The sequence below is a fragment of the Streptomyces sp. NPDC006012 genome (genome assembly GCF_042871185.1).
Lineage (GTDB): Bacteria > Actinomycetota > Actinomycetes > Streptomycetales > Streptomycetaceae > Streptomyces.
In genome coordinates, this window is sequence record NZ_JBIAIE010000017.1 from 79,737 (window position 1) to 99,375 (window position 19,639).

The following is a 19,639-nucleotide window of genomic DNA, read 5'->3' on the forward strand; positions in this document are numbered from 1 at the left end:
GGACCCCCCTGCGGAACTCCTCGACGCTGGTCATGCCAGTACGTTAACCTACCAAACACTTGTTAGGGAAGGAGGGACGGATGTCCGCTGCCCACGAACAGGCGGCCGAGCGCCCGCAGGCACAGGACGGTCCGGTGCGCCACCACCGGCACGGAACGGTCGCGACGATCACCATGAACCGGCCCGAGTACCGCAACCCCCAGAACTCCGCGACGGCCTACCCCCTGGACCGGGCCATCCACCGCGCCGCCGAGGACGACGAGACCAAGGCCGTGGTGCTCGCCGGCGCGGAAAGGCACTTCTCGGCCGGCCGGTCCGAAGTCGCAGTCCGGGCCGCTGCGCAGGCACTGGCAGCCGACCCGCTCGGCGGCACGGACATGCGCGCCATGAAGGAGGGCCCGGCCTGATGGACCTCGACCTCACCGCCGCCGACTACGCCTTCCGCCGCGAGGCCCGCGACTGGCTGTGCGCACACGTCCCCGCCGAACCGCTGCCCTCGCTGGAGACGGCGGAGGGCTTCACTGCCCACCGGAAGTGGGAACGCACGCTGTTCACCGACCGCTGGTCGGTGGTCTCCTGGCCGACGGAGCACGGCGGGCGCGACAGCTCGCTCCTGCAGTGGCTGATCTTCGAGGAGGAGTACTACGCGGCCGGTGCGCCCGGCCGGGTCAGCCAGAACGGCATCAACCTCCTCGCCCCCACCCTCTTCGAGCACGGCACCGACGAGCAGCGCGCGCGGATCCTGCCGCCCATGGCGAGCGGCGAGGTGATCTGGGCCCAGGCGTGGTCGGAACCGGAGTCGGGCTCCGACCTGGCCTCGCTGCGCTCCACGGCCGTCCGTACCGGGGGCGGCTGGCTGCTCAGCGGCCAGAAGACCTGGTCGTCGCGGGCCGCCTTCGCCGACCGCGCCTTCGGCCTGTTCCGCAGCGACCCGGACGCGGACAGGCCGCACCGGGGCCTGACATACGTGATGTTCCCGCTGGACGCCGACGGTGTGACCGTACGGCCCATCGGCCGGCTCGACGGCAAGCCGGCCTTCGCCGAACTCTTCCTCGACGAGGTCTTCGTGCCCGACGAGGACGTGATCGGCGAACCCGGTCAGGGCTGGCGGGCCGCGATGAGCACGGCAGGCAACGAACGCGGCCTGACCCTGCGCAGTCCGGGCCGCTTCACGGCCGCCGCGGACCGGCTCACCGCACTGTGGCGCTCCGCCGCGGACCCGGCCGACACCGCTCTGCGCGACCGGGTGGCCGACGCCGTCATCGCGGCCCGCGCCTACCAGTTGTCCGCGTACGCGAGTGTCTCCAGGATCGCGGCGGGAGAGGCGATCGGCGCCGAGTCGAGCCTCAACAAGGTCTTCTGGTCCGAACTGGACATCGCGCTGCACGAGACCGCCCTCGACCTGCTGGGTTCTGGCGGCGAGCTGTCCGACGGGGCCGCAGACGCCCCGGCGCACGGCGGCTGGGCCGAGGGACACACCTTCTCCCTCGCGGGCCCCGTCTACGCGGGCACCAACGAGATCCAGCGGGACATCATCGCCGAGCGGCTGCTCGGCCTGCCGAAGGGACGCCGGTGATGCGGTTCCTCCTGACCGACGAGCAGCGGGAGTTCGCCCGAACGCTGGACGGCATGCTGGCGGCGTCCGGGACTGCCACCGTCGTACGGGCCTGGGCCGCCGGTGACACCGCGCCGGGGCGTGCGCTGTGGTCGAGGCTCGCCGCCACGGGCGTCTTCGCCCTCGCCGTGCCGGAGCGGCACGGCGGAGTCGGCCCGCTGCCGGTCGAACTGGCCGTCGCCTTCACCGAACTGGGCCGTCACGCGGTGCCGGGTCCGCTGGTCGAGACGGTGGCGGCAGCGGCCTTCCTGGACCGGCTCGACGACGAGGCGGCCGCCGCAGCCTGGCTCCCGGCCATCGCCACGGGAGATTCGGCCGTCTCCTTCGCCCTGCTCTCCCCCGGCGCTCCCTACGCGCTGGACGCCGCAACAGCGGACGGTGTGTTCGCCGTCGACGGCGGCACCGTCCGCCTCGCGGGGTCGACGGGTGCCGTCCAGCCGTCCTCCGACCCGGCCCGCCGACTCGCCCGGCCGCTCGGCGGAACCGTCCTCGCCCAGGGCCCCGCCGTGACGGCAGCCGCCCGGCACGCCACGCACGTCGCCAGGCTGGCGACCGCCGCGCAGTCCCTCGGGGTGGGCCGCACGCTGCTCGCGCACACCGTCGCATACGTCAGGCAGCGCACCCAGTTCGGGGTCGCGATCGGTTCCTTCCAGGCGGTCAAGCACCGGCTGGCCGACACCTTGATCGCGCTGGAGTTCGCCGAGCCGCTGGTCCGCTCCGCCGCGCTCGCCCTGGCCGCGGACGATCCGTCCGCCGACCGCGAGATCGCCGCGGCGAAGGTCGCGGCGGGCGAGGCGGCCTACGGCGCCGCGCTCACGGCCCTGCACCTGCACGGCGCCCTCGGCTACACCGACGAACTCGATCTCTCCCTGTGGATCCGCAAGGCACGGCCCCTGCGGGACGCCTGGGGAACCCCCGCCGTATGCCGCGGCCGGGTCCTCGCCGGGCTCGCCCCCGCCCGAGCCCGGACCCGTACCGCACCACCGGCTACCACGTCAGGAAACACGCACCCATGAGTTTCCTCGGCTTCCGGGGCGACGCGGCCGTCGCCACCGGCGGTGCCGCAGGCGTCAGCGGGGCCCGTCGCCAAGATCTCCACGGCCGCGGAAGCTCGCCGGCCTGACCCCTGACTCACCCACCGGGTGAGGAAGGCGAAACGGAGACGGGCGGTTCGGGGGGCGGGGTGAGCCGGATCGCGCCACCCGGCTTCGTACAGCCGTGGGTGCCGGAGGTGAGGACCGTGCAGGCTCTGGCGTCGGACGGGGTGTCGGCCCCGACCATCGGGCTGTACACGTCGGTGTCGTAGTGCACCCTGTCCTGCTCCGTCGCGCCTTTCGCACCCATGACCCGCGCGATGTCACCCACGCCTCCCCAACTGATCCGCGCCCAGGCCGCCTTGCAGGAGTCGCTGTACCGCAACTCCACGTAGACGCCGTCGATCCTGGTGAGGGCGGAGGTCCAGGGGTCACCACACCCTTGCGCCTTCGGGTCCTTGCCGGTGCAGCTCTGCTCGAAGCACCTGACGTGGAGCGGCTTCGCGCCGGCTTCGCCCGTGGTTGCGGACCGTTCGGAATCCGCCGAGGCGTTCGTACGGTGCGTCGTCCACAGCGCGACGGCGACCCCGCCGACGACGAGCGCCATGGCAACGGCAAGCACGATCCAGTTGCGTGTGGCCCTGTCGGTCCGCGGCTCACGCGACTGGGCGGACCCGGGCGGCGTGACGGAGGCGGGGTCTGCCCGCCGCGCCGGTGCCGCCTCCGGCGAGTCCTGTCGGCTCCAGGCCCGTGCCGCCAGTTCCCACTGCGCGGCGAGCCGGGCCGGATCCGCGCCGACCAGCCGGCCCAGCGCCTCCACGGCCTGCCGGGGAGGCAGCGACTTGCCGTTGAGATACCGCTCCCAGGACGACTTGCTGTGCAGCGTACGCTCGGCCAGCGCCGCCAGGCTCAGACCGCTGCGGTCCTTGAGCCGGCGCAACTGCTCGACGACGGCCCGTGCGTCCGGTTCAAGAGTGTCGGGCAGGGGTTTCCAGTCAGCCATGTTCTCCCTCGGTCACTCTCCCCGCCCTGGCCAAGCCCCCAGCGCAGCCACCAGAGCCGGATCACGCCAAAGCCGTAAGTGTCGGCAAAACCATGACAGAGTATCGGCGATCGGGGTATTACTCAGCCATGAAATCGTCCGGCGGTACCAGCTGGCGGGCGGTGCTCTCGGCCACCGTCAGCCTGACCGCCTTCGCGGCGACGTGTGCCGCGAGCGCGCCGCCCACCACGAGCGCACCCACCGCCGATCGCCCGGTATACGTCACCGGTTCCGGTGCCTATGCCGACGATTGGAGCGACGAACCGCTCCTGGAGGCGGGTGGGAGCCCGCACAGCGATCTGATCGGGCTGTGGCAGGCGATCCTCTGGGCGGACGGCTACCTGCCCGGTTCCGGGATCACATGCGCGTTCGACGCCGTCACGAGCGGCGCGACGCAGACGTGGCAGGCGAACCACGGCCTGGGCGCCGACGGGATCGTCGGCGCGGCGACGTTCGGCTTCGCGGCCCGGCGGCTCGTCTCGACGCCGCCGTGGACGGCCTACCGCGGTGAGAAGTACGCCCTGCCCCTGCGCCGCGGTCGCGGTGGGGTCTACGAGGTGTACGACGCCGGCCGCTTCCACGGGGTGCGGACGGACGCCGTCACCCTGGCGCGTTGCCGCCGCTGACCGACGGGTTCCACCCAGCTGTCGTGCTCCGTCACACAGAGCTGGTGACGGTTCGCGATGACCAGGCAGGCCAGCGCTCCTGCCGGAGCGGCCACTGTCATCGCGGTGCGTGAGGAGCCGGGGCGCGCCTGCTGGGGCACGGCGCCCTGGGCGGTGACGAGCAGCCGCTCCGTTCCCCGGGCCGGCTCCGCCTCGGCCCACACCGCGTGGCAGGGCAGGCTGTGCCGGAGGATGAGGACGGTGCCGTAGGCGCGCAGTGTGTGCACGACCGTGCTGAAGCGGTCGCACCCCTCCCGGTAGGGGTCCCGCCCCTGGCAGCCGCGGCCGCGGCAGCCCACCCCCGCCGACGTCGCCTCCAGCGACCGCAACGGCCACGGCCACGTCGGCGCACCCGGGGGTGCCCCACGCGGTACGGCCGCTCCGCCGGTGCCACCGGTCCACTGCTGGATGAGTGCCAGCACGACGAACAACGCGCCGGCCCCGAGGACCGCACCGGCGATCACGGTCCTTCGGCTCACGACGGTGGCGACCGCCTGCCGGAAACCACCGGAACCCCCCGCGCTCTGCGTCAGCGCGCCGGCCGCCGGTCCGGCGGGGAGCACCTCCCCGCCGGCGGTCTCACCTCGTTCACCGGTCCCGTCCTGCCAGGCGATCGCCGCCGACTCCCACAGAACGCGCAACCGCCCGCGATCGGCCTCGGCAAGCTGGCCGAGCAGTTCGACCGCCCGCCACGGGGGCAGCTTGCGCCCGTTGAGGTAGCGGTGCCAGGAGGTCGTGCTGTACGCGGTCTTGACGGCGAGCGAGGCGAGGCTCAGTCCCGCGCGGTCCTTGTACAGCCGCAGCTCCTCGACCAGCCTTGCTGCCTGGGGCGGGAGTCCACCTGGGAGTTGCTGCCACCGGCCCATGATCGCCCCTCACCGGCTCGGACTTCCCGACCCCACCAATGTCCCACCCTGCGTCCCGCCACAACCCCGCTCTGCGCATCGGCGTCCACCGCAACAGCACCGATGTTCTCCGCGGTGGCAAGGCAATGGCCGCCGGAGGCCCATGGATCGGGCCGTGACTCGGAGAGGCGTGCGGTTCTGGTCCTCACTCGGACGGTGCCCTCGCCTGGAAGCCAGCAGCCGAGTCCCTGCTATGGTGCGCCGATGTCGTCGCCCAGGAAGTTCCAAGTCACCTTCGACTGCGCGGAACCTGAGCGCGTCGCTCGCTTCTGGTGCGAGGTGTTGGGGTACGTCGTACCGCCGCCGCCGGAGGAGTTTGCCACGTGGGACGATTTCGATCGCTCTCTGCCGCCTGAGCGGCAGGGTTCGGCATTCGCCTGCAGTGACCCCTCAGGCGTCGGCCCGCGGCTGTACTTCCAGCGCGTTCCCGAAGGCAAGGTCGTCAAGAACCGGGTGCATCTTGACGTGCGGGTCGGCACCGGGCTCATGGGTGTGGAGCGCCTCGCCACGCTTGAGGCCGAGTGCACACGACTGGTCGCGCTCGGCGCGGTACGCGTGCAGTTGCTGCCTGCTGATGAAGACAACGAGTCGTGCATCGTGATGCAGGACATCGAGGGCAACGAGTTCTGTCTCGACTGAGCTTCCTCCGAGACCGCGAGGTGCAGCCGCCGCCCTTGGGCCTCTCTCACACCCCGGGCTGACCTCGGATGCGTCCGTGAGCACGTCCATTGTCAGTGCGGTGCGCTTCACTGTCCGCCATGGAGCTCACGCAAGCGACCCTCAACGACCTGCTGGCCCGGCTCGGCCCGGCGGACGGCTACATGTACCTGCCCAGCGACCTGGACTCGCGGGATCTGACCGCACTGCTCGCCGACAGGTACGGTGCCCCGCGCACCCTCGTCCTCGACGGCTTCACCGACCCGACGGTCGACGCGTCCAAGGGCGCGGCTCTCCTCGTCCCCTTCGAGGACCGGGCCGTGCGGATACGGGCGTGGGCGCACGGGGATCAGTGGGTCGGCACGGGTACGGCGCGGGACGCGGAGGGGATCGAACGGCCGGTGCTGGCGGTCGCCCGCAGAGAGATGCCCGAACTCCTGGCGGTAGCTGCGGACGCCGACGTCGACTGGGTGGAGCGGCTGGTACGGATCACCGGCTGGACGCAGCCCGCCCAGCGGCCGGACGTGGCCTGGGCCGAGGTGGAGTCGCGCCTGGGCATCGCGCTGCCGAGCGACTACAAACGCATGGTCGAGACGTTCGGCGCGGGCGCCTTCGACGGATACCTGGACCTGAACCAGCAGCCGTGGACGGATCTCAGCAATGACGGGCTGCTCATCTGGGCGGGCACCGAGCACGAGGACCTGTACTGCTGGAGGACCGACGGCGACGACCCCGACCGCTGGCCCGTCGTGGTCCGGTCCTTCGACGGCGAGGACGTCCCCTTCGACTGCCAGGCCGCACAGTTCGTGTGCCGCATCCTCATAGACCCGCACCACCGGTTCACGATGGCCCGCTACTACGCCACCCACTGGTTCATGAACTACCGGGAGGATCACTGACCAGGCCCCGCTGCCAACGGCATCCGCAGCCCGGCCGGCCGACGCTTTCGATTCTCCTGTGGGCTTCCACGGGAAGTGTTCCGCCAGCGACAGCGCTGCCGAACCGGACGGCCATGCGGCGGGCTTGGTCACCCCGGAGGGAGATGCGCCGAGTGACGGGGCTATTCCTTGACCGGATCGGCGCCCGGCCGTTTGACGATGCGGTCACCGACCGCGATCGACTTCCAGAGCCGACCGTCGATCCGGACCTTCGTGGACTGTCCGTCGGACAGGCGGACTTCGAGGAAGTGGTACATGTTCGAGCCGTCGAGCATGCCCCGGGACTTGTCGGTCACGACGCCTTCCCAGGATTCGTTCCGCCCTGCTTTGCGGGATGTGAACATGGTACGAAGTCTACGAGGATCGGCAGCCGACCCCGCAGTGCCTCAGCGCATGTCCTGGGGATGACACTTGTCATGCCGGCGGCCTGAACTGCTTGGGTGTGCGCCCTGTGAACTGGGCGGCGACAACCGCGCGCCTGTCGGGCCAGGGCCTTGCGGATATTCGGACCTGCGCCATCCTCGTATTGTTCTGAGCGTTAAGATCCCGGCGCTCCTCGCCATGCTGGGCATCGGTTTCGTCGGCGTCACCATGAACCCCGCCATGATCAGCAGGGTGCAGCGCATCGCCAACGCCCGGCCGCTGGTCAACACCATCCACTCCTCCTTCATCACCCTCGGCGTGGTCATCGGTTTCTGGATCGGCGGCATCGGCATCAACCACTACGGGCTCACCGCGCCGCTCTGGCTCGGTGCCGTCCTCGCCGCCCTCGCCCTGGCCGCCCTGCTCCCCGGCCTGGGGCAGCTGCGCCGTGCCGACAAGCCCGCCGAGACTCCGCTGCCCGCCCCGGAGCACCAGGTGGAAAGCGCCTGAGGGGCTGGCGGTCCATCCTCTGCGCGGGGGTCAGGCTTCGGCCAGCAGGGGGTCGTACGGCGTCGAACGACCGCGACCGGACATGAAGGTCAGGAAGTCCCGTACGAAGGCGCTGCGGGTGTAGGTGCCGTCGGCGTCGGTGAGGTCGCGGTGAAACGCGGTCCGGAACAGGGCGCGGTATTCGTCCGCGTCGATGCGCTGGTTGCCGTCCTTGTCGGTGACGTCGAAGAGAACCTCGGAGAGCCTGATCAGTGCGGGGCCGGCCATGGCCGGAACAGCCTCGACGTACTCCACGGCGCTGATCCGGCCGTCGCCGTCGCCGTCGAGTTCCGCCTGGAGTTCGCGCCACCAGTCGGCGAAGGCGTTGTAGAGACTTGTCTCCTCGGGTTCGTCCAGGTCGAGGCGGCCGGACAGTTCGCGGGCCATGGCGGCGAGGTCCGGCCAGTCCAGATAGCCGTCGCCGGTCTGGTCCAGCACGTCCTGGAAGAACTCCTCCGCACTGCGCCGCGTACCGGTGCCGGCGGTGGGTTCCGGTGGCGGGGGAAGGGGTGTGACGAGCCTGAGCAGGGCACCGGCTCGCTGCATCCTGTCGCGGAGATCGGTGAGCTTTCTCGCGCGTGGGTCGTCGCTCTCGGGAGAGAGGGCCAGCAGGTCGGCGATGCCTTCTGCCTGGATCCACCCGTCGGGGAGGAAACGGGCCAGGCCGACGGCCAGGTACGCGCTGTGCATCAGGGTCTGAGCGCCGGGCAGGTCCGGCAGTCCGGCCCGTCGGCGAAAGGACTCCGGGAGGGAAGCCACGGTGATCGCACCGACGACCGGGCCGGCGACGGCGCGGCCGGCCGCCCACAGCGTGGGCAGGCCGTTCAGCAGAGGGGGAACGGGGAGATGGTCGAAAAGCTTGTAGAGAATGATCCGCATCGCATCCGTGTTCTCCAACTCCTCCTCGACCACGCGGTCGTAGTACCGCCAGAAGTCATGGAGGGTGGGCGGCAGGTGACCGGGCTCGTCTCCCATGGCCGCGAGGAACGCCTGAAATTCCAGGTACAGGCGCTCCATGACGCTCTGCTCAAGGGGCTGTCCGCTGAGCCTGCACATGGTCACAGCGCTCTCGAACAGCGTCGCGACCACCCAGGCCCGAGCATCGGGGTCCATCGCGTGGTACGGCCGGTTCTGTGCGTCGGTCCCGTTCAGCCGTGCGTGCAGGCGGTTGAGCCGCCCCGCCTCCTTGAGCCGCACCTGGTCGTCGGCGCCGAACATGCGCTGCAGGCTCAGAAAGGTGTTGCGCAGCCGCCGCCAGGGGTGGGCCACGAAGGTGGAGTTCTCGATCAGCGCCGCGCCGATCTGTGGGTGGGCCGCTTCCAGTACGGTCGCCCGGACCATCGCCAGCGCCCAGCGCGGGTCGTCGAAGAACTCGTCGAACTGCGAGCCGGGGCCGAACAGGGGCCTCTGCCCATCGGCGGCGTCGGGCCGTTCGGAAGTACCGTCGCGATCGGCGGCGCCGACTCCGGCGCCGCTCGGGGGGACGCCGTCTGCGTGGGTCAAGGTCGGGTTTCTCCGTCCTGGTCGGGCAGCACGCCGCCGAAGCGGCGATCGCGTTGCTGATAGGCGTGCAGGCACTCGATGAAGTGCGGAGCGCGGAAGTCCGGCCACAGCACCGTGGGGAAGACCCACTCGGCGTAGGCGACCTGCCAGAGCATGAAGTTCGAGATGCGCTGTTCACCCGAGGTCCGGATCACCAGGTCCACATCGGGGGTGTCAGGAAAGGGCAGGTGAGCCGCGAAGCTCTGCTCCGTCACGGCCTCGGCCGGCACTCCGCTGCGGATCAGTGATCGCGCGGCCTCGACGATGTCCCTGCGCCCGCCGTGGTCGAAGGCGACCGTCAGCGTCATCCCCCGGTTGCCGCCGGTCACGGTCGTCAGGTCGGCGAAGTCCCGGGCCAGTTCCGAGGGAATCCGTGGGTCCGTCACGCCGAGGAAGCGGCATCGGATCCCACGGGCGTGCAGGAGCGGAGCGTGCTTGCGCACGACCCGGCGCACCAGTTGCAAGAGAAAGTCGACCTCAGTGCTCGGCCGACGCCAGTTCTCGGTGGAAAACGCGTACAGGCTCAGCCATTCGACGCCCGCAGTCCTCGCCGCCTCGATCACGTCGATGACTGTTGTCTCCGCGGCACGGTGACCCGAGGTCCGGGGCAGTGACCGCTGCGCCGCCCAACGGCCGTTTCCATCCATCACGCAGGCGACGTGACGCGGCACTCCACGTGGACCCCGGTCGTCCTGGCAACGAGGAACAGGGGAACCGGCCGCACCCTCGGCGGCCTCCTCAAACGCCAAGTCCACCTCCTCCGCACGCGCTGGACGCCTTGCCCTCTCGCATGAGCCTGCCCCAACGCCGCCCACGACCGTTCACGGGCTGCCCGCCGCTCGACGTCACGTCCGTCGCTTCGCCCTCCCTGGCGGCCGACTCAATGCGCTGACCCGATTACCCCAACAGGGTGACAGCACCAGATCCCGCGTAGCCGGCAAGTCGCATGGTTTCACCCTTCGCATACATGTGCTATTTGCACCTCGTGGGAAGTGTTGAACCGGTCCCCGTCGGGCCACTGGTTCCTGCGCCGCGCGCATCAGTCGGGCAGGCCCCGGGCAGGCGCGTGCACTGTGCCAGGGCCACCGGTTCGGAGCCGCCGTCGACAGCGGCACCACCGGCTCGCTCATCGACGGGCCGTCCGTACCGCCACCGGCTCGAAGATCATCCTCCAGCAGGGGCAGGGCGTCGCGCCCCTTCGGCCACGGACTTCGCACCCCTCGACCAGCGAGGAGGCGGACGACACACAGGAATCGGACGAATACGAGTCACCCGGTTGCAGCTCTCCGCTGAGGATCTTCGGCCGCTGTGCGGAGGCGACGGCCTCGGCCGTCCTCGGCAGCCGTCCATGCTCTACGAGAGTTCACCGGCGAAGGGGAGAAGCTACGCTGAGTTCATGCCATCGTCACGTCGTACCGCGCGCCAGACCGATGTGCTGGAGCGACTGGTCGCGCTGTTGACTGCCGAGGGCTTCGCCTCGTTCACCCTCGACGAGCTGACCGAGCGGCTGCACTGCTCGAAGACAACGCTGTATCAACTGGCGGGCAGTAGACCGGAGTTGGTTCGGGAGGCGGTCAAACATTACTTCCGGAAAGCCACCGAGGTGATCGAGAAGCGGGTGGCGGACGCCTCGGAGCCGTCGGACCGAGTGATCGTCTATCTGAACGCGGTCGCCGAGCAGCTCAAGCCGCTCTCCAGGCAGTTCTTCGACGACATGGCGCATTTCGAACCGGCCCGCGAAGTGTACGAGGCCAATACGCGCATCGCCGCCGGCCGGATCAGGAAGCTCATCACCGAGGGCGTGGCCGCCGGCGCCTTCCGTGACGTCCACGCGGCGTTCGTGGGCGAGGTCGTCGCCGCCACCATGCAGGAGATCCAGCGCGGCGAGATCTCCACCCGAACCGGGCTGTCCGACTCGGAGGCATACGCCGAGCTGGCGTCGCTCATCGTCCACGCGGTATCACCCTGACCTGACCGGTCACAGTTCGGCGCCCCAGTCCCGCAGCGCCTCCTCGATGTGCGCTCACGGCGCTCGCGGGGCCGACGTCTGCCCGCCGGGACTGCGGGAGAACCGCGGATCCGACGCGTCCCGGAAGTACGCCGTCGGCCTCCGGCGGGCCACTGGATGCGGATGCGCGTCCCCGCGACGAAGGCGAGCAACAGGGTCACGCAGGCGCGCGTCCCGGCGGTGTGCGCGGCCCGCGCCTCGCGCGTACGGGAGGCGAAGCAGTTCCGTGAACCGTGCCCGCAGGCCGCATGCGGGGCAGGCCCGAGCCCGAACGGCTCAAGAACACGCAAGCCGAAAGCGGAGCAGGCCCGGCCCCGGCCGGGGTCAGAACCACGAAGACCGACGAGCGGACCAGCAGATCCGCCTCCGGGAAACATGGCGCTAACGTACCTGTGACGATACTGTTGTATCGCTTGGCGTATCAATATTCCCCAGTGTCAGGACCGAGGGATCCGCATGCCCGCTACCCGAACGCTTCCCACAGCGGAAGCCGCCGACCTCATCACCCTGACCCGCGAGCTCGCCGACAAGGAACTCGCTCCGCGCGTCAGCGAGGCAGAAGCCGGGGAGCGGTTTCCCCGTGAGGTCTTCCGCACCCTCGGCCGCGCCGGGCTGCTGAGCCTGCCCTACCCCGAGGAACACGGTGGTGGTGGCCAGCCGTACGAGATCTACCTGCAGGTTCTCGAAGAGATCGCGGCAGTGTGGTCCAGCGTCGCCGTCGGTGTCTCGGTCCACGCGCTGTCCTGCTTCGCGCTCGCCGCGTTCGGTACAGAAGAGCAGAAGAAGGAGTGGCTCGGCGGCCTGCTCGGCGGCGACCTGCTCGGCGCCTACTGCCTGTCCGAGGCGCACGCCGGTTCCGACCCCGGGGCGATGCGCACCCGGGCCGTCAGGGACGGCGACCACTACGTGCTCAACGGCGCCAAGGCGTGGACCACGCACGGCGGGTACGCGGACTTCTACACGGTCCTGGCGCGCACGTCCGACGACCGCACACACGGCATCTCGTGCTTCCTCGTACCGGCCGACACCCCCGGGGTGGTCGCGGACCCTCCCGAGCGGAAGATGGGCCTGACCGGTTCGGCCACCGCCACCGTGCGCCTGGAGGAGGTACGTATCCCGGCGCACCGCAGGCTGGGTGAGGAGGGCCAGGGGCTCAAGATCGCCCTGGCCGCGCTGGACTGCGGACGGCTCGGTATCGCGGCGGTGGCCGTCGGCCTCGCCCAGGGGGCGCTGGACCACGCCGTGGGCTACGCGCAGGAACGGGAGACCTTCGGCCAGCCCATCATCGAGCACCAGGGCCTGGCCTTCGTCCTCGCGGACATGGCCGCGGCGGTCCAGTCCGCCCGCGCCACCGTGCTCGCCGCCGCGCGGCTCAAGGACCAGGGGCTCCCGTTCGGCAGTGAGGCGTCCGTCGCCAAGCTGGTGGCCACCGACAACGCCATGAAGGTCACCACCGACGCGGTCCAGGTGCTCGGCGGCTACGGGTACACCCGCGATTTCCCGGTCGAGCGCTACATGCGCGAGGCCAAGGTCATGCAGATCTTTGAAGGCACCAACCAGATCCAACGCCTGATCATCAGCCGTGCGCTGAAGAAGGACGACCGCGGCACCCTCAGGGTGCGGGACCAGGAGAACTGATGCGCATCGACAGCACCGCCGCGATCGTCACCGGCGGAGCCTCCGGCCTCGGCGCGGCGACCGCGGCAGCCCTCGCGAAGCAGGGCGCGCAGGTCTTCGTGCTGGATCTTGAGGCAGGCATCGAGCGCGCCGCGGACGTCGAAGGCATCACCTGCATCGCGACCGACATCACCGACCGCGCCGCGGTGCAGGCGGCCGTCACGACGGCAGCCGCGGGCGATGCACCGCTGCGCACCGTCGTGAACTGCGCCGGCATCGGGCCCTCGATGCGGATCCTCGGCAAGAAGGGCGTGCACGACCTGGACCTCTACGCCAAGGTCGTACAGGTCAACCTCATCGGCACGTTCAACGTGCTGGCGCTGGCCAGTGAGGCCATCGCGCAGACCGACGCCGACGAGAACGGCCAGCGCGGGGTGATCGTCAACACCGCCTCGGTCGCCGCGTACGAGGGCCAGATCGGGCAGGCCGCCTACGCCTCGTCCAAGGGCGGCGTGGTCGGCCTCACCCTGCCTGCCGCCCGTGATCTCGCCCAGTACGGCATCCGGGTGTGCACCATCGCGCCCGGCATCGTGGAGACACCGATGCTCGCGACCGTCTCCGAGGAGTTCCGCGCCGGGCTCGCCGCCGGCGTTCCCTTCCCCCGGCGTCTGGGCCGCCCTGACGAATACGCCCGGCTCGCCCTGACGATCATCGAGCACGACTACCTCAACGGCGAGACCATCCGCATGGACGGAGCCCTCCGCATGGCGCCGCGCTGACCCGGGCCGGCGCGCAAGCACTACCGGCTGGCCCGTCCGGACCGGCCGGCCCCGGCGTCGGTGGGGGCGTTCTGGACGACGGCACCCGACGAGCCTCACCACCACATGCTGGTCGTCTCAGCGCATCCGGAAGGGTGAGCCGAATGTGTCCCGGTCGCCTCGGACCGGGTGCTTCACTCCTCGTCGAGGATCTTTCACAGGTTCCGCTCCACCGCCGTGCCCGCCGGCTGCTCCGCGTCGCGGTCCGTGCCGGGCACACAGCCGCTCACGCGGCCGCGTCTGCGGCGGACTCGTCGGCCTGACGCCGCCGAGAAAGCGGTGGGCCATTCCGGGCCCACGCCGTCGTGAACCGGACGCCAGGTACCCAGCACCGAACGCGCAGCAGCACGGGATGCTGGTCCAGCGCGGTGCTCCCTGGCGTCCCGATGGCCCGAAGTCCGGCGCCCGACCGCCGTCAGTGGTGTTCCCAGTGGCGGTGTGGGCGGACCTCCAGCGCGGTCCGGTCCCATCCGCCCAACCTGGCCGTCGCCTCATAGGTGCTGTGCAGAAAATCGCTCAGCGCCCGATCCGGGGCGGCGGAGCCGGCAACCGTCTCGTAGGGCAGTACGAACTCACCGCTCTCCTTTAGGTATCGGGCCCCTTCGGAACGGACCGGGCTGTCGGCGAAACCGGCCGGCTCGGGATAGGCGTAGGCATAGAAGGCGCCCTCCTCACCGCCGCCGGGCCAGAACCCGTAGCTGGACAACTCGACGGAGTACGCCTCCCCTGTCACCCAGTCCGGAATGTTCGGGATGCCGCCACCGGGGTGTGGTGGCGCGGGCCGCCCGGAAAAGCGGGTGTAGGCCAGATCCATCGATCCCCAGAAGAAGTGCACGGGGCTGTTCTTGCCGACGAATGAGGACCGGAACTCTCCGAACACCCGGCTGGCCTGGACGAGTTGGCCCCAGAACAGCCGCGCCGCGTGCGGGTCGTAGGAGGCGTGCCGGTAATCGTCCGCGAACGGGATGGCCGGTTCCACCTCGTTCGGCCGCGGGTATATGCGCGTCCGAATGCCCAGCTCCCCCAGCGCGCCCATGGTCTCGGCGTAGAACTGGGCGACGGGTTTGGGCTCCAGCGTCACCTCACGCCGGTTTCCGCCGCTGGCACGGATGACCAGCCGCTGGTCGACGAAGTCGAACTCGATGTCGAATGAGCCAGTCCGGTACGGGATGGCGGAAGTGGTGAGCCCCCGCGGGGTGACGTAAAGGGTGACCTGCCACCAGTGGTTCACCATGGGTGCGTGGGCCAGTCGGATCTTGCCGACGATCTGGGTCCACATGTGCAGCGTGTCCCGGGCCTCGGTCCAGTCCGCCACCCGCAGCCGCGGCCAGCGCCCGACCCGCTGTGTTCTCTGCCTGGTCATCGTGCCTCCCACGGGCCTCGCCGCTCGGGCAACTCACCATCGCCGACTCCGGCGCCACCTACCCCTGGCACCGCGCCGATCAGCGGACGGAAATATCCCAGACACCCCAGATTACCCCCGCATACCGGGGCCGACCAGACAGGACCGACCCGGCCGACGGCAGACTGCGGGCCATGCCCCACTGCCGGCTCCGAGACCGTCACGAGGATCACCCGTCATCGGCCCGTCTGCACTCCCCCATCGGCCCGTCGTCGACGACAGCGTCGGCATGCCGCCCTCCGGGCAGACCGCCACCGCTGGAACTGCTCACGCGTCAGGTCGAGTTCAACACCGCTGGACGGCGGGTACCCGCCGGTGAATCCTTACTGGGCACCGACGAGGTGTGTCTCTCCGCAATTACGTGTGCTCATGACTGGGGCCTGCTGCGACAAGCGCACGGCATGGAGCGGGGATGGACGGCTTGGAGCCTGCCACCGTTGTTCCCCATCGGTGCCTCCGCTCTGCCCAGGCCGCCCAGAACAGTGCCGAGTCACTCGGCAACCTCACTGCCCCGACGGACGTCTGACCTGCGCCACCACCATTGTTGAGCGGCGGCCTCGGTGACCTTGGACTTCTGAGTGGTCAGCTTCACAAGCCCGTCGGGGGCTGATTCCGGGAAGCGGTCGCTGATCACCTCCGACGCGCGACCGGGCGAATCCGTAAAAGCGCCGCTCGCGGTGCCCGTTCAGCCCGATCTTGCAAGGAACCCGGGTCGTCACCTCAGGACCCGGTAGGCGACGGGAAACCCTTGTCCTCGTCCTCGGTCAGGCGCCGGGCCAGCTGGGTGTGGGAGGTGACTCCGAGTTTGTGGAACGCCTTGTGCAGGTGGTACTGGACGGTCCTGAGGCTGATGAACAGCCGGGTGGCGATCTCGTTGTTGGTCTCGCCCTGGGTCACCAGTCGGCAGATCCGCAACTCCTGCGCGGTGAGGTCGCCCTGCGCGCCGGGGCCGGGTCTGCGGGTGCGCACCCCGGTGGCGGCCAGCTCGGTCCGGGTCCGCTGCGCGAATCCCGCCATGCCGATCTGGGTGAACAGGTCGAGTGCGCACTGCAGTTGGCCACGGGCGTCGGCCTGCCGCCGCTGCCGCCTGAGCCATTCGCCGTACTGGAGGTGGGCGCGGGCAAGGTCCGGGCGGAGGCGGGTGCGGCCGAGGCGGTCGATCGCCTCCCGGTACAGGTCCTCGGCCTGGTGGTCGGCGGTCAGCAGCGCCCGGCACCGTGCGGTGAGACCCAAGGCCCAGTCGCTCGTACCGCCGGCCGCGGTGAGCTGTTCGAGCGCCTCCGCGTCCTCGTCGCGCAGCCCGCGCACTTCCAGTTCCGGCAGGCCGTCCAGAACGGCTTCCCCACCGCGGGTGGCGAACAGTACGGCGACCGGTTCTGCCTGCAGCCGCCGTGCCACGAAGGCGAGCACCTGCAGGGAGGCCGCATCAACCCATTGCGCGTCGTCGATCAGGCACAGCGGCGGCCGCTGTGTGCTCGCCTCCGAGAGCAGTCCCAGCACGGCCAGCCCGAGCACGAAGCGGTCGGGCACGGGGCCCGTGGTCAGCCCGAGCGCCACGCCGACGGCATCACGCTGCCGCCCGGGCAGCCGCCGGCCCAGGTCCAGCATCGGTGCGCAGAGCTGTTGCAGTGCGGCAAAGGCAAGCTGCTTCTCCGGCTCCGCTCCGGAGAGCCGGACGACCCGTAACTCTCCGTGACTGCGACAGGCACTGGGCACCCGCTCGGCCGGCGTCCGGAAGGGACTGGGGATTCGACGGATTCGTGCGGCGCCGGGCCGCGCCCACAATCAAGAGCAGATTTCGGGCTACCCGGCCTTAAATATCGAAATTCTGTCCGTACAGAGAACGGCTGGCCATGAACACTTCACCCACGGAGAGTCCTCGCAGGGACTTCCGCCGCTGGGCCGGCGGCATCCTCGCCCACCACAGCGCCGGCACCGCGTCCGGCGCCCCCCGCGAGGTGTTCCAGACGTCGACGATCGGCGCGCTCCTCGCCGGTGTCTACGACGGCGATGTCACCATCGGCGAACTGCTGGAGCACGGCGACTTCGGTCTCGGCACCTTCAACCGCCTCGACGGCGAGATGCTCGTGCTTGACGGAGTCTGCTACCACCTGCGCGCCGACGGAAGCGTGCGCCCCGCCGGTGACGACGAACTGACCCCGTTCGCCGCCGTGACACGTTTCGCGCCCGACATCCGCCTGAAGGTCACCGCCCCATGCTGTCGGGAGGCGCTGGTCAAGCGGATCGACGAGGCGATCACGAGCGAGAACCTCCTGTACGCCGTCCGCGTGACCGGAGAGTTCCGCGCCGTGCGCACCCGGACCGTGATGGAGCAGGAACCCCCGTACCCGCCGCTGACCGAAGCCACCGCCGGGCAGCAGGAGACCGTCCTGCACGACGTACTGGTCGACGGCGGCCCCCGGCTGGTCGTCTGCCGGCACGAGTGCAACGCCGCGCTCATGGCCGCGGCGGCCGGGCGGCTCACCGGAATCCCGGGCGCCACGATCGTCACCTCCGGCCCCGGCACGACCAACACGTTCACCGGCCTGATCACCGCCACCACAGAGCAGTACCCCGTGATCGCGCTGTGCGGCGCCGTACCGCGCCGGGACCGGCTCAAGCGAACCCACCAGTCGATGGACGCAACCGCCGCGCTCAAGCCGTTCACCAAGTACGTCGGCGAGGTCAACGACCCCGACAACGTTCCGGAGACCGTCGCCAACGCCCTGCGGGCCGCGGTCACCGAGCCGCGTGGTGCCACCGCCGTCGTCCTGCCCTCGGACATCGTGGGCGCCCCCACCTCCGCGAGCGTCACCCGTCCGCAGCCGGTGCCCGCTCTCGGCCCCGCCCCGCAGTCCGGGATCCGCAAGGCAGCGGAGCTGATCCGCAACGCCAGGCGCCCGGTGGTCCTCGTCGGCATGCGCGCGGCGGACGCCGAACCGTGTGCGGCGCTGCGACGGTTGCTCGCCGGGACCGAACTTCCGGTCGTCGAGACCTTCCAGGCGGCCGGAGTCGTCTCCCGCGCGCTGGAGGACCACTTCGTCGGCAGGGTCGGGCTGTTCCGCAACCAGCCCGGTGACATCCTGATCTCGCACGCCGATGTGCTCGTCACCATCGGGTACGACGCGGTGGAGTACGACCCCGGACTGTGGAACACCGACCCGGCACGCACCGTCGTGCACATCGACTCGGTGCCGGCGGACGTCGACAACCACTACCAGCCCACGGTCGAACTGCGGGGCGACATCGCCGCCACCGTCACCGCGCTGGCGGCGTCGGTCTCCGGCCTGCGCCTTGACGACGACGCGAAGGCGGCGGTCGGCGAACAGCGTGCCGCCCTCGAACGCATCGACCGCGAGGCGCGCAACGCCGCGATGACCGAGGAGGGACTCGACCCCGCCGCCGTGGTCCTCAAGCTGCGCGAGCTGGTGGACGACGACGCCACGGTGGTCAGCGACGTCGGCTCGCACTACATCTACATGGCCCGGCACTTCCGCGGGTACGAGCCGCAGCACGTGGCGCGTCATACCGGAGGCCCGGCCCCTGCAGCGGTCTCACCCAGACTGGCGGGCGTCCGCCGGCCCGGGCCGCCGGGACGGCGAGTACGACGCCGAAGCGCGCGCCCGGAGATGTCCTGCGCGGTGTGACCCGGTCGCTCCGCCGCTGCACCACCGCTTTCCTGGTCCGACCCGGGATGATGGCCTTGAAGATCATGGCCTTCGACGGGAAGGCCACCGTGCAACCCACCACCGAAACGCTGACCGAGGAGGCCGTCCGCACCTTCCGGGCCCGCCAGGCCCCTGCGCCGGACGTCCCGGCACGGCCCGCGTGTCCTGCCCGCAACCCCGTCAGCGCACGTGTATCCGGACCCGGCCCGCACTCCCAGGAGGACCCGTTGTGCCCGCAGACAGCCTCTCCGTCGGCGATGTCGAGATCACACGCGTCATCGAATGGTCCGGTCCCGTCCGTGCGGCCCGCGCCGTCATCCCGTGCCGACACTCTCGGTCAAAAGCCCGATCCCTCATGTGTCCGGTTCAGGAAGGACATTGGAGTGTTGGGCGCATCCCGACTTACGGTGACGCCATGAGCGATCACTCGGAAGCACCTGTCGCACCGGTCGAGGCCTATGAACCCCCCTACTACGTGGCTGTCTTCACTACGGTGCGAACCCAGGAGCAGAGCGGCTACAGCGAGACCAACGGACGCATGGAAGACCTGGTGAAGGACGTCCCTGGGTTCCTGGGGATGGACCACGCGCAGACTCCTGGCGGGCTGGGCATCACCGTCGGGTACTTCCGCGACGCCGACGCCCTCACGGAGTGGCGGAGCAACGCCGAGCACCGCGCGGCGCAAAAGCGCGGGCAGGCCGAGTGGTACCAGAGCTACACGCTGCATGTGGCGAAAGTGGAGCGGAGCCACGGGTTCGTGCGAGCAAAGGTCCCGCAGGACCCGACGGCAGGCTGACCGACGGAAGTCACCTCCTG

At 70.3% G+C, this 19,639-nt stretch carries 19 protein-coding genes; 12 read left to right on the forward strand and 7 right to left on the reverse strand.

Going from position 1 to position 19,639, the window contains the following annotated elements; translation table 11 throughout:
- Positions 1–80 precede the first annotated feature (80 nt).
- From ACFYPJ_RS25940 to ACFYPJ_RS25950, 3 genes are read left to right on the forward strand one after another with little or no spacing between them, the layout of a single operon-like run.
- Positions 81–407: an enoyl-CoA hydratase-related protein gene (locus ACFYPJ_RS25940; RefSeq protein WP_389021696.1), complete on the forward strand. Its 327-nt coding sequence runs from the start codon at positions 81–83 to the stop codon at positions 405–407.
- Positions 407–1,576 (forward strand): acyl-CoA dehydrogenase family protein, encoded by a 1,170-nt coding sequence (locus ACFYPJ_RS25945; protein WP_389021699.1) that lies wholly within the window; start codon positions 407–409, stop codon positions 1,574–1,576. Before ACFYPJ_RS25940 ends, ACFYPJ_RS25945 begins: the two co-directional genes overlap by 1 nt.
- A complete protein-coding gene (locus ACFYPJ_RS25950) occupies positions 1,576–2,631 on the forward strand; it encodes an acyl-CoA dehydrogenase family protein (RefSeq protein WP_389021701.1) in 1,056 nt (351 codons plus the stop codon). The genes ACFYPJ_RS25945 and ACFYPJ_RS25950 overlap by 1 nt, the downstream gene beginning before the upstream one ends.
- A 115-nt stretch (positions 2,632–2,746) precedes the next feature.
- Here the strand turns inward: ACFYPJ_RS25950 and ACFYPJ_RS25955 are convergent, their stop codons facing one another.
- On the reverse strand, positions 2,747–3,652 hold the full coding sequence (locus tag ACFYPJ_RS25955) for a helix-turn-helix domain-containing protein (protein ID WP_389021704.1): 906 nt from the start codon (positions 3,650–3,652) through the stop codon (positions 2,747–2,749).
- Between the two features lie 128 nt (positions 3,653–3,780).
- On the opposite strand from ACFYPJ_RS25955, the gene ACFYPJ_RS25960 reads away from it, so the two are divergent.
- Entirely contained in the window at positions 3,781–4,317 is a 537-nt protein-coding gene (locus ACFYPJ_RS25960) for a peptidoglycan-binding protein (RefSeq protein WP_389021707.1), read from the forward strand.
- Here ACFYPJ_RS25960 and ACFYPJ_RS25965 read toward each other — a convergent pair.
- Entirely contained in the window at positions 4,242–5,222 is a 981-nt protein-coding gene (locus ACFYPJ_RS25965; RefSeq protein ID WP_389021710.1) for a helix-turn-helix domain-containing protein, read from the reverse strand. The two genes, ACFYPJ_RS25960 and ACFYPJ_RS25965, sit on opposite strands and share 76 nt — an antisense overlap.
- A gap of 243 nt (positions 5,223–5,465) precedes the next feature.
- Here ACFYPJ_RS25965 and ACFYPJ_RS25970 point away from each other — a divergent pair, with 243 nt between their 5' ends.
- Together ACFYPJ_RS25970 and ACFYPJ_RS25975 are read left to right on the forward strand one after the other, a co-directional pair.
- Entirely contained in the window at positions 5,466–5,900 is a 435-nt protein-coding gene (locus ACFYPJ_RS25970) for a VOC family protein (RefSeq protein WP_389021712.1), read from the forward strand.
- A 119-nt stretch (positions 5,901–6,019) separates the two neighbouring features.
- Entirely contained in the window at positions 6,020–6,817 is a 798-nt protein-coding gene (locus ACFYPJ_RS25975) for a hypothetical protein (protein WP_389021715.1), read from the forward strand.
- A gap of 161 nt (positions 6,818–6,978) precedes the next feature.
- On the opposite strand, the gene ACFYPJ_RS25980 is transcribed toward ACFYPJ_RS25975, so the two are convergent.
- Entirely contained in the window at positions 6,979–7,200 is a 222-nt protein-coding gene (locus tag ACFYPJ_RS25980) for a hypothetical protein (protein ID WP_389021717.1), read from the reverse strand.
- Positions 7,201–7,417: 217 nt separating this feature from the next.
- Here ACFYPJ_RS25980 and ACFYPJ_RS25985 point away from each other — a divergent pair, with 217 nt between their 5' ends.
- Positions 7,418–7,729 carry a hypothetical protein gene (locus ACFYPJ_RS25985; protein WP_389021720.1) on the forward strand — a complete coding sequence of 104 codons (312 nt, stop codon included), beginning with the start codon at positions 7,418–7,420 and terminating at the stop codon, positions 7,727–7,729.
- A gap of 30 nt (positions 7,730–7,759) precedes the next feature.
- Here the strand turns inward: ACFYPJ_RS25985 and ACFYPJ_RS25990 are convergent, their stop codons facing one another.
- Complete coding sequence (locus tag ACFYPJ_RS25990) at positions 7,760–9,169, reverse strand: oxygenase MpaB family protein (RefSeq protein ID WP_389021913.1); 1,410 nt, start codon at positions 9,167–9,169, stop codon at positions 7,760–7,762.
- A gap of 98 nt (positions 9,170–9,267) precedes the next feature.
- Positions 9,268–9,981, reverse strand: coding sequence for a polyprenyl diphosphate synthase (gene uppS, locus ACFYPJ_RS25995; RefSeq protein ID WP_389021722.1), 714 nt, complete (start codon positions 9,979–9,981; stop codon positions 9,268–9,270).
- Positions 9,982–10,706: 725 nt separating this feature from the next.
- Between uppS and ACFYPJ_RS26000 the strand changes: the two genes are divergently transcribed.
- The 3 genes from ACFYPJ_RS26000 to ACFYPJ_RS26010 all read left to right on the forward strand — a co-directional run bounded on the left by ACFYPJ_RS26000 (position 10,707) and on the right by ACFYPJ_RS26010 (position 13,714).
- Positions 10,707–11,279, forward strand: coding sequence for a TetR/AcrR family transcriptional regulator (locus ACFYPJ_RS26000; protein WP_389021724.1), 573 nt, complete (start codon positions 10,707–10,709; stop codon positions 11,277–11,279).
- A 495-nt stretch (positions 11,280–11,774) separates the two neighbouring features.
- Positions 11,775–12,956, forward strand: a complete 1,182-nt coding sequence (locus ACFYPJ_RS26005) for an acyl-CoA dehydrogenase family protein (RefSeq protein ID WP_389021727.1) — start codon at positions 11,775–11,777, stop codon at positions 12,954–12,956.
- Positions 12,956–13,714, forward strand: a complete 759-nt coding sequence (locus tag ACFYPJ_RS26010; protein ID WP_389021730.1) for an SDR family NAD(P)-dependent oxidoreductase — start codon at positions 12,956–12,958, stop codon at positions 13,712–13,714. Before ACFYPJ_RS26005 ends, ACFYPJ_RS26010 begins: the two co-directional genes overlap by 1 nt.
- A 454-nt stretch (positions 13,715–14,168) precedes the next feature.
- Here ACFYPJ_RS26010 and ACFYPJ_RS26015 read toward each other — a convergent pair whose 3' ends face one another.
- Complete coding sequence (locus tag ACFYPJ_RS26015) at positions 14,169–15,116, reverse strand: DUF5996 family protein (protein WP_389021733.1); 948 nt, start codon at positions 15,114–15,116, stop codon at positions 14,169–14,171.
- 759 nt (positions 15,117–15,875) lie between these two features.
- The gene (locus tag ACFYPJ_RS26020; protein ID WP_389021735.1) at positions 15,876–16,763 is read right to left on the reverse strand and encodes a LuxR C-terminal-related transcriptional regulator; all 888 of its coding nucleotides are present in this window, start codon (positions 16,761–16,763) and stop codon (positions 15,876–15,878) included.
- A 245-nt stretch (positions 16,764–17,008) separates the two neighbouring features.
- Here ACFYPJ_RS26020 and ACFYPJ_RS26025 point away from each other — a divergent pair, with 245 nt between their 5' ends.
- Both ACFYPJ_RS26025 and ACFYPJ_RS26030 read left to right on the forward strand, forming a co-directional pair.
- Positions 17,009–18,802, forward strand: coding sequence for an acetolactate decarboxylase (locus ACFYPJ_RS26025; RefSeq protein WP_389021738.1), 1,794 nt, complete (start codon positions 17,009–17,011; stop codon positions 18,800–18,802).
- Positions 18,803–19,238: 436 nt separating this feature from the next.
- A complete protein-coding gene (locus ACFYPJ_RS26030; protein ID WP_389021741.1) occupies positions 19,239–19,619 on the forward strand; it encodes an antibiotic biosynthesis monooxygenase family protein in 381 nt (126 codons plus the stop codon).
- Positions 19,620–19,639: the final 20 nt, after the last annotated feature.

Bases quoted from the DNA above. Each gene is read 5' to 3' on its own strand.
- ACFYPJ_RS26010 (WP_389021730.1), top strand. From the start codon at position 12,956: ATGCGCATCGACAGCACCGCCGCGATCGTCACCGGCGGAGCCTCCGGC.
- ACFYPJ_RS26000 (WP_389021724.1), top strand. From the start codon at position 10,707: ATGCCATCGTCACGTCGTACCGCGCGCCAGACCGATGTGCTGGAGCGA.
- ACFYPJ_RS25980 (WP_389021717.1), bottom strand. From the start codon at position 7,200: ATGTTCACATCCCGCAAAGCAGGGCGGAACGAATCCTGGGAAGGCGTC.
- ACFYPJ_RS25970 (WP_389021712.1), top strand. From the start codon at position 5,466: ATGTCGTCGCCCAGGAAGTTCCAAGTCACCTTCGACTGCGCGGAACCT.
- ACFYPJ_RS25950 (WP_389021701.1), top strand. From the start codon at position 1,576: ATGCGGTTCCTCCTGACCGACGAGCAGCGGGAGTTCGCCCGAACGCTG.
- ACFYPJ_RS26025 (WP_389021738.1), top strand. From the start codon at position 17,009: ATGAACACTTCACCCACGGAGAGTCCTCGCAGGGACTTCCGCCGCTGG.
- ACFYPJ_RS25945 (WP_389021699.1), top strand. From the start codon at position 407: ATGGACCTCGACCTCACCGCCGCCGACTACGCCTTCCGCCGCGAGGCC.
- ACFYPJ_RS25940 (WP_389021696.1), top strand. From the start codon at position 81: ATGTCCGCTGCCCACGAACAGGCGGCCGAGCGCCCGCAGGCACAGGAC.
- ACFYPJ_RS25960 (WP_389021707.1), top strand. From the start codon at position 3,781: ATGAAATCGTCCGGCGGTACCAGCTGGCGGGCGGTGCTCTCGGCCACC.
- ACFYPJ_RS26005 (WP_389021727.1), top strand. From the start codon at position 11,775: ATGCCCGCTACCCGAACGCTTCCCACAGCGGAAGCCGCCGACCTCATC.
- ACFYPJ_RS25965 (WP_389021710.1), bottom strand. From the start codon at position 5,222: ATGGGCCGGTGGCAGCAACTCCCAGGTGGACTCCCGCCCCAGGCAGCA.
- ACFYPJ_RS26015 (WP_389021733.1), bottom strand. From the start codon at position 15,116: ATGACCAGGCAGAGAACACAGCGGGTCGGGCGCTGGCCGCGGCTGCGG.
- ACFYPJ_RS26020 (WP_389021735.1), bottom strand. From the start codon at position 16,763: ATGCTGGACCTGGGCCGGCGGCTGCCCGGGCGGCAGCGTGATGCCGTC.
- ACFYPJ_RS26030 (WP_389021741.1), top strand. From the start codon at position 19,239: ATGAGCGATCACTCGGAAGCACCTGTCGCACCGGTCGAGGCCTATGAA.
- ACFYPJ_RS25955 (WP_389021704.1), bottom strand. From the start codon at position 3,652: ATGGCTGACTGGAAACCCCTGCCCGACACTCTTGAACCGGACGCACGG.
- ACFYPJ_RS25985 (WP_389021720.1), top strand. From the start codon at position 7,418: ATGCTGGGCATCGGTTTCGTCGGCGTCACCATGAACCCCGCCATGATC.
- ACFYPJ_RS25975 (WP_389021715.1), top strand. From the start codon at position 6,020: ATGGAGCTCACGCAAGCGACCCTCAACGACCTGCTGGCCCGGCTCGGC.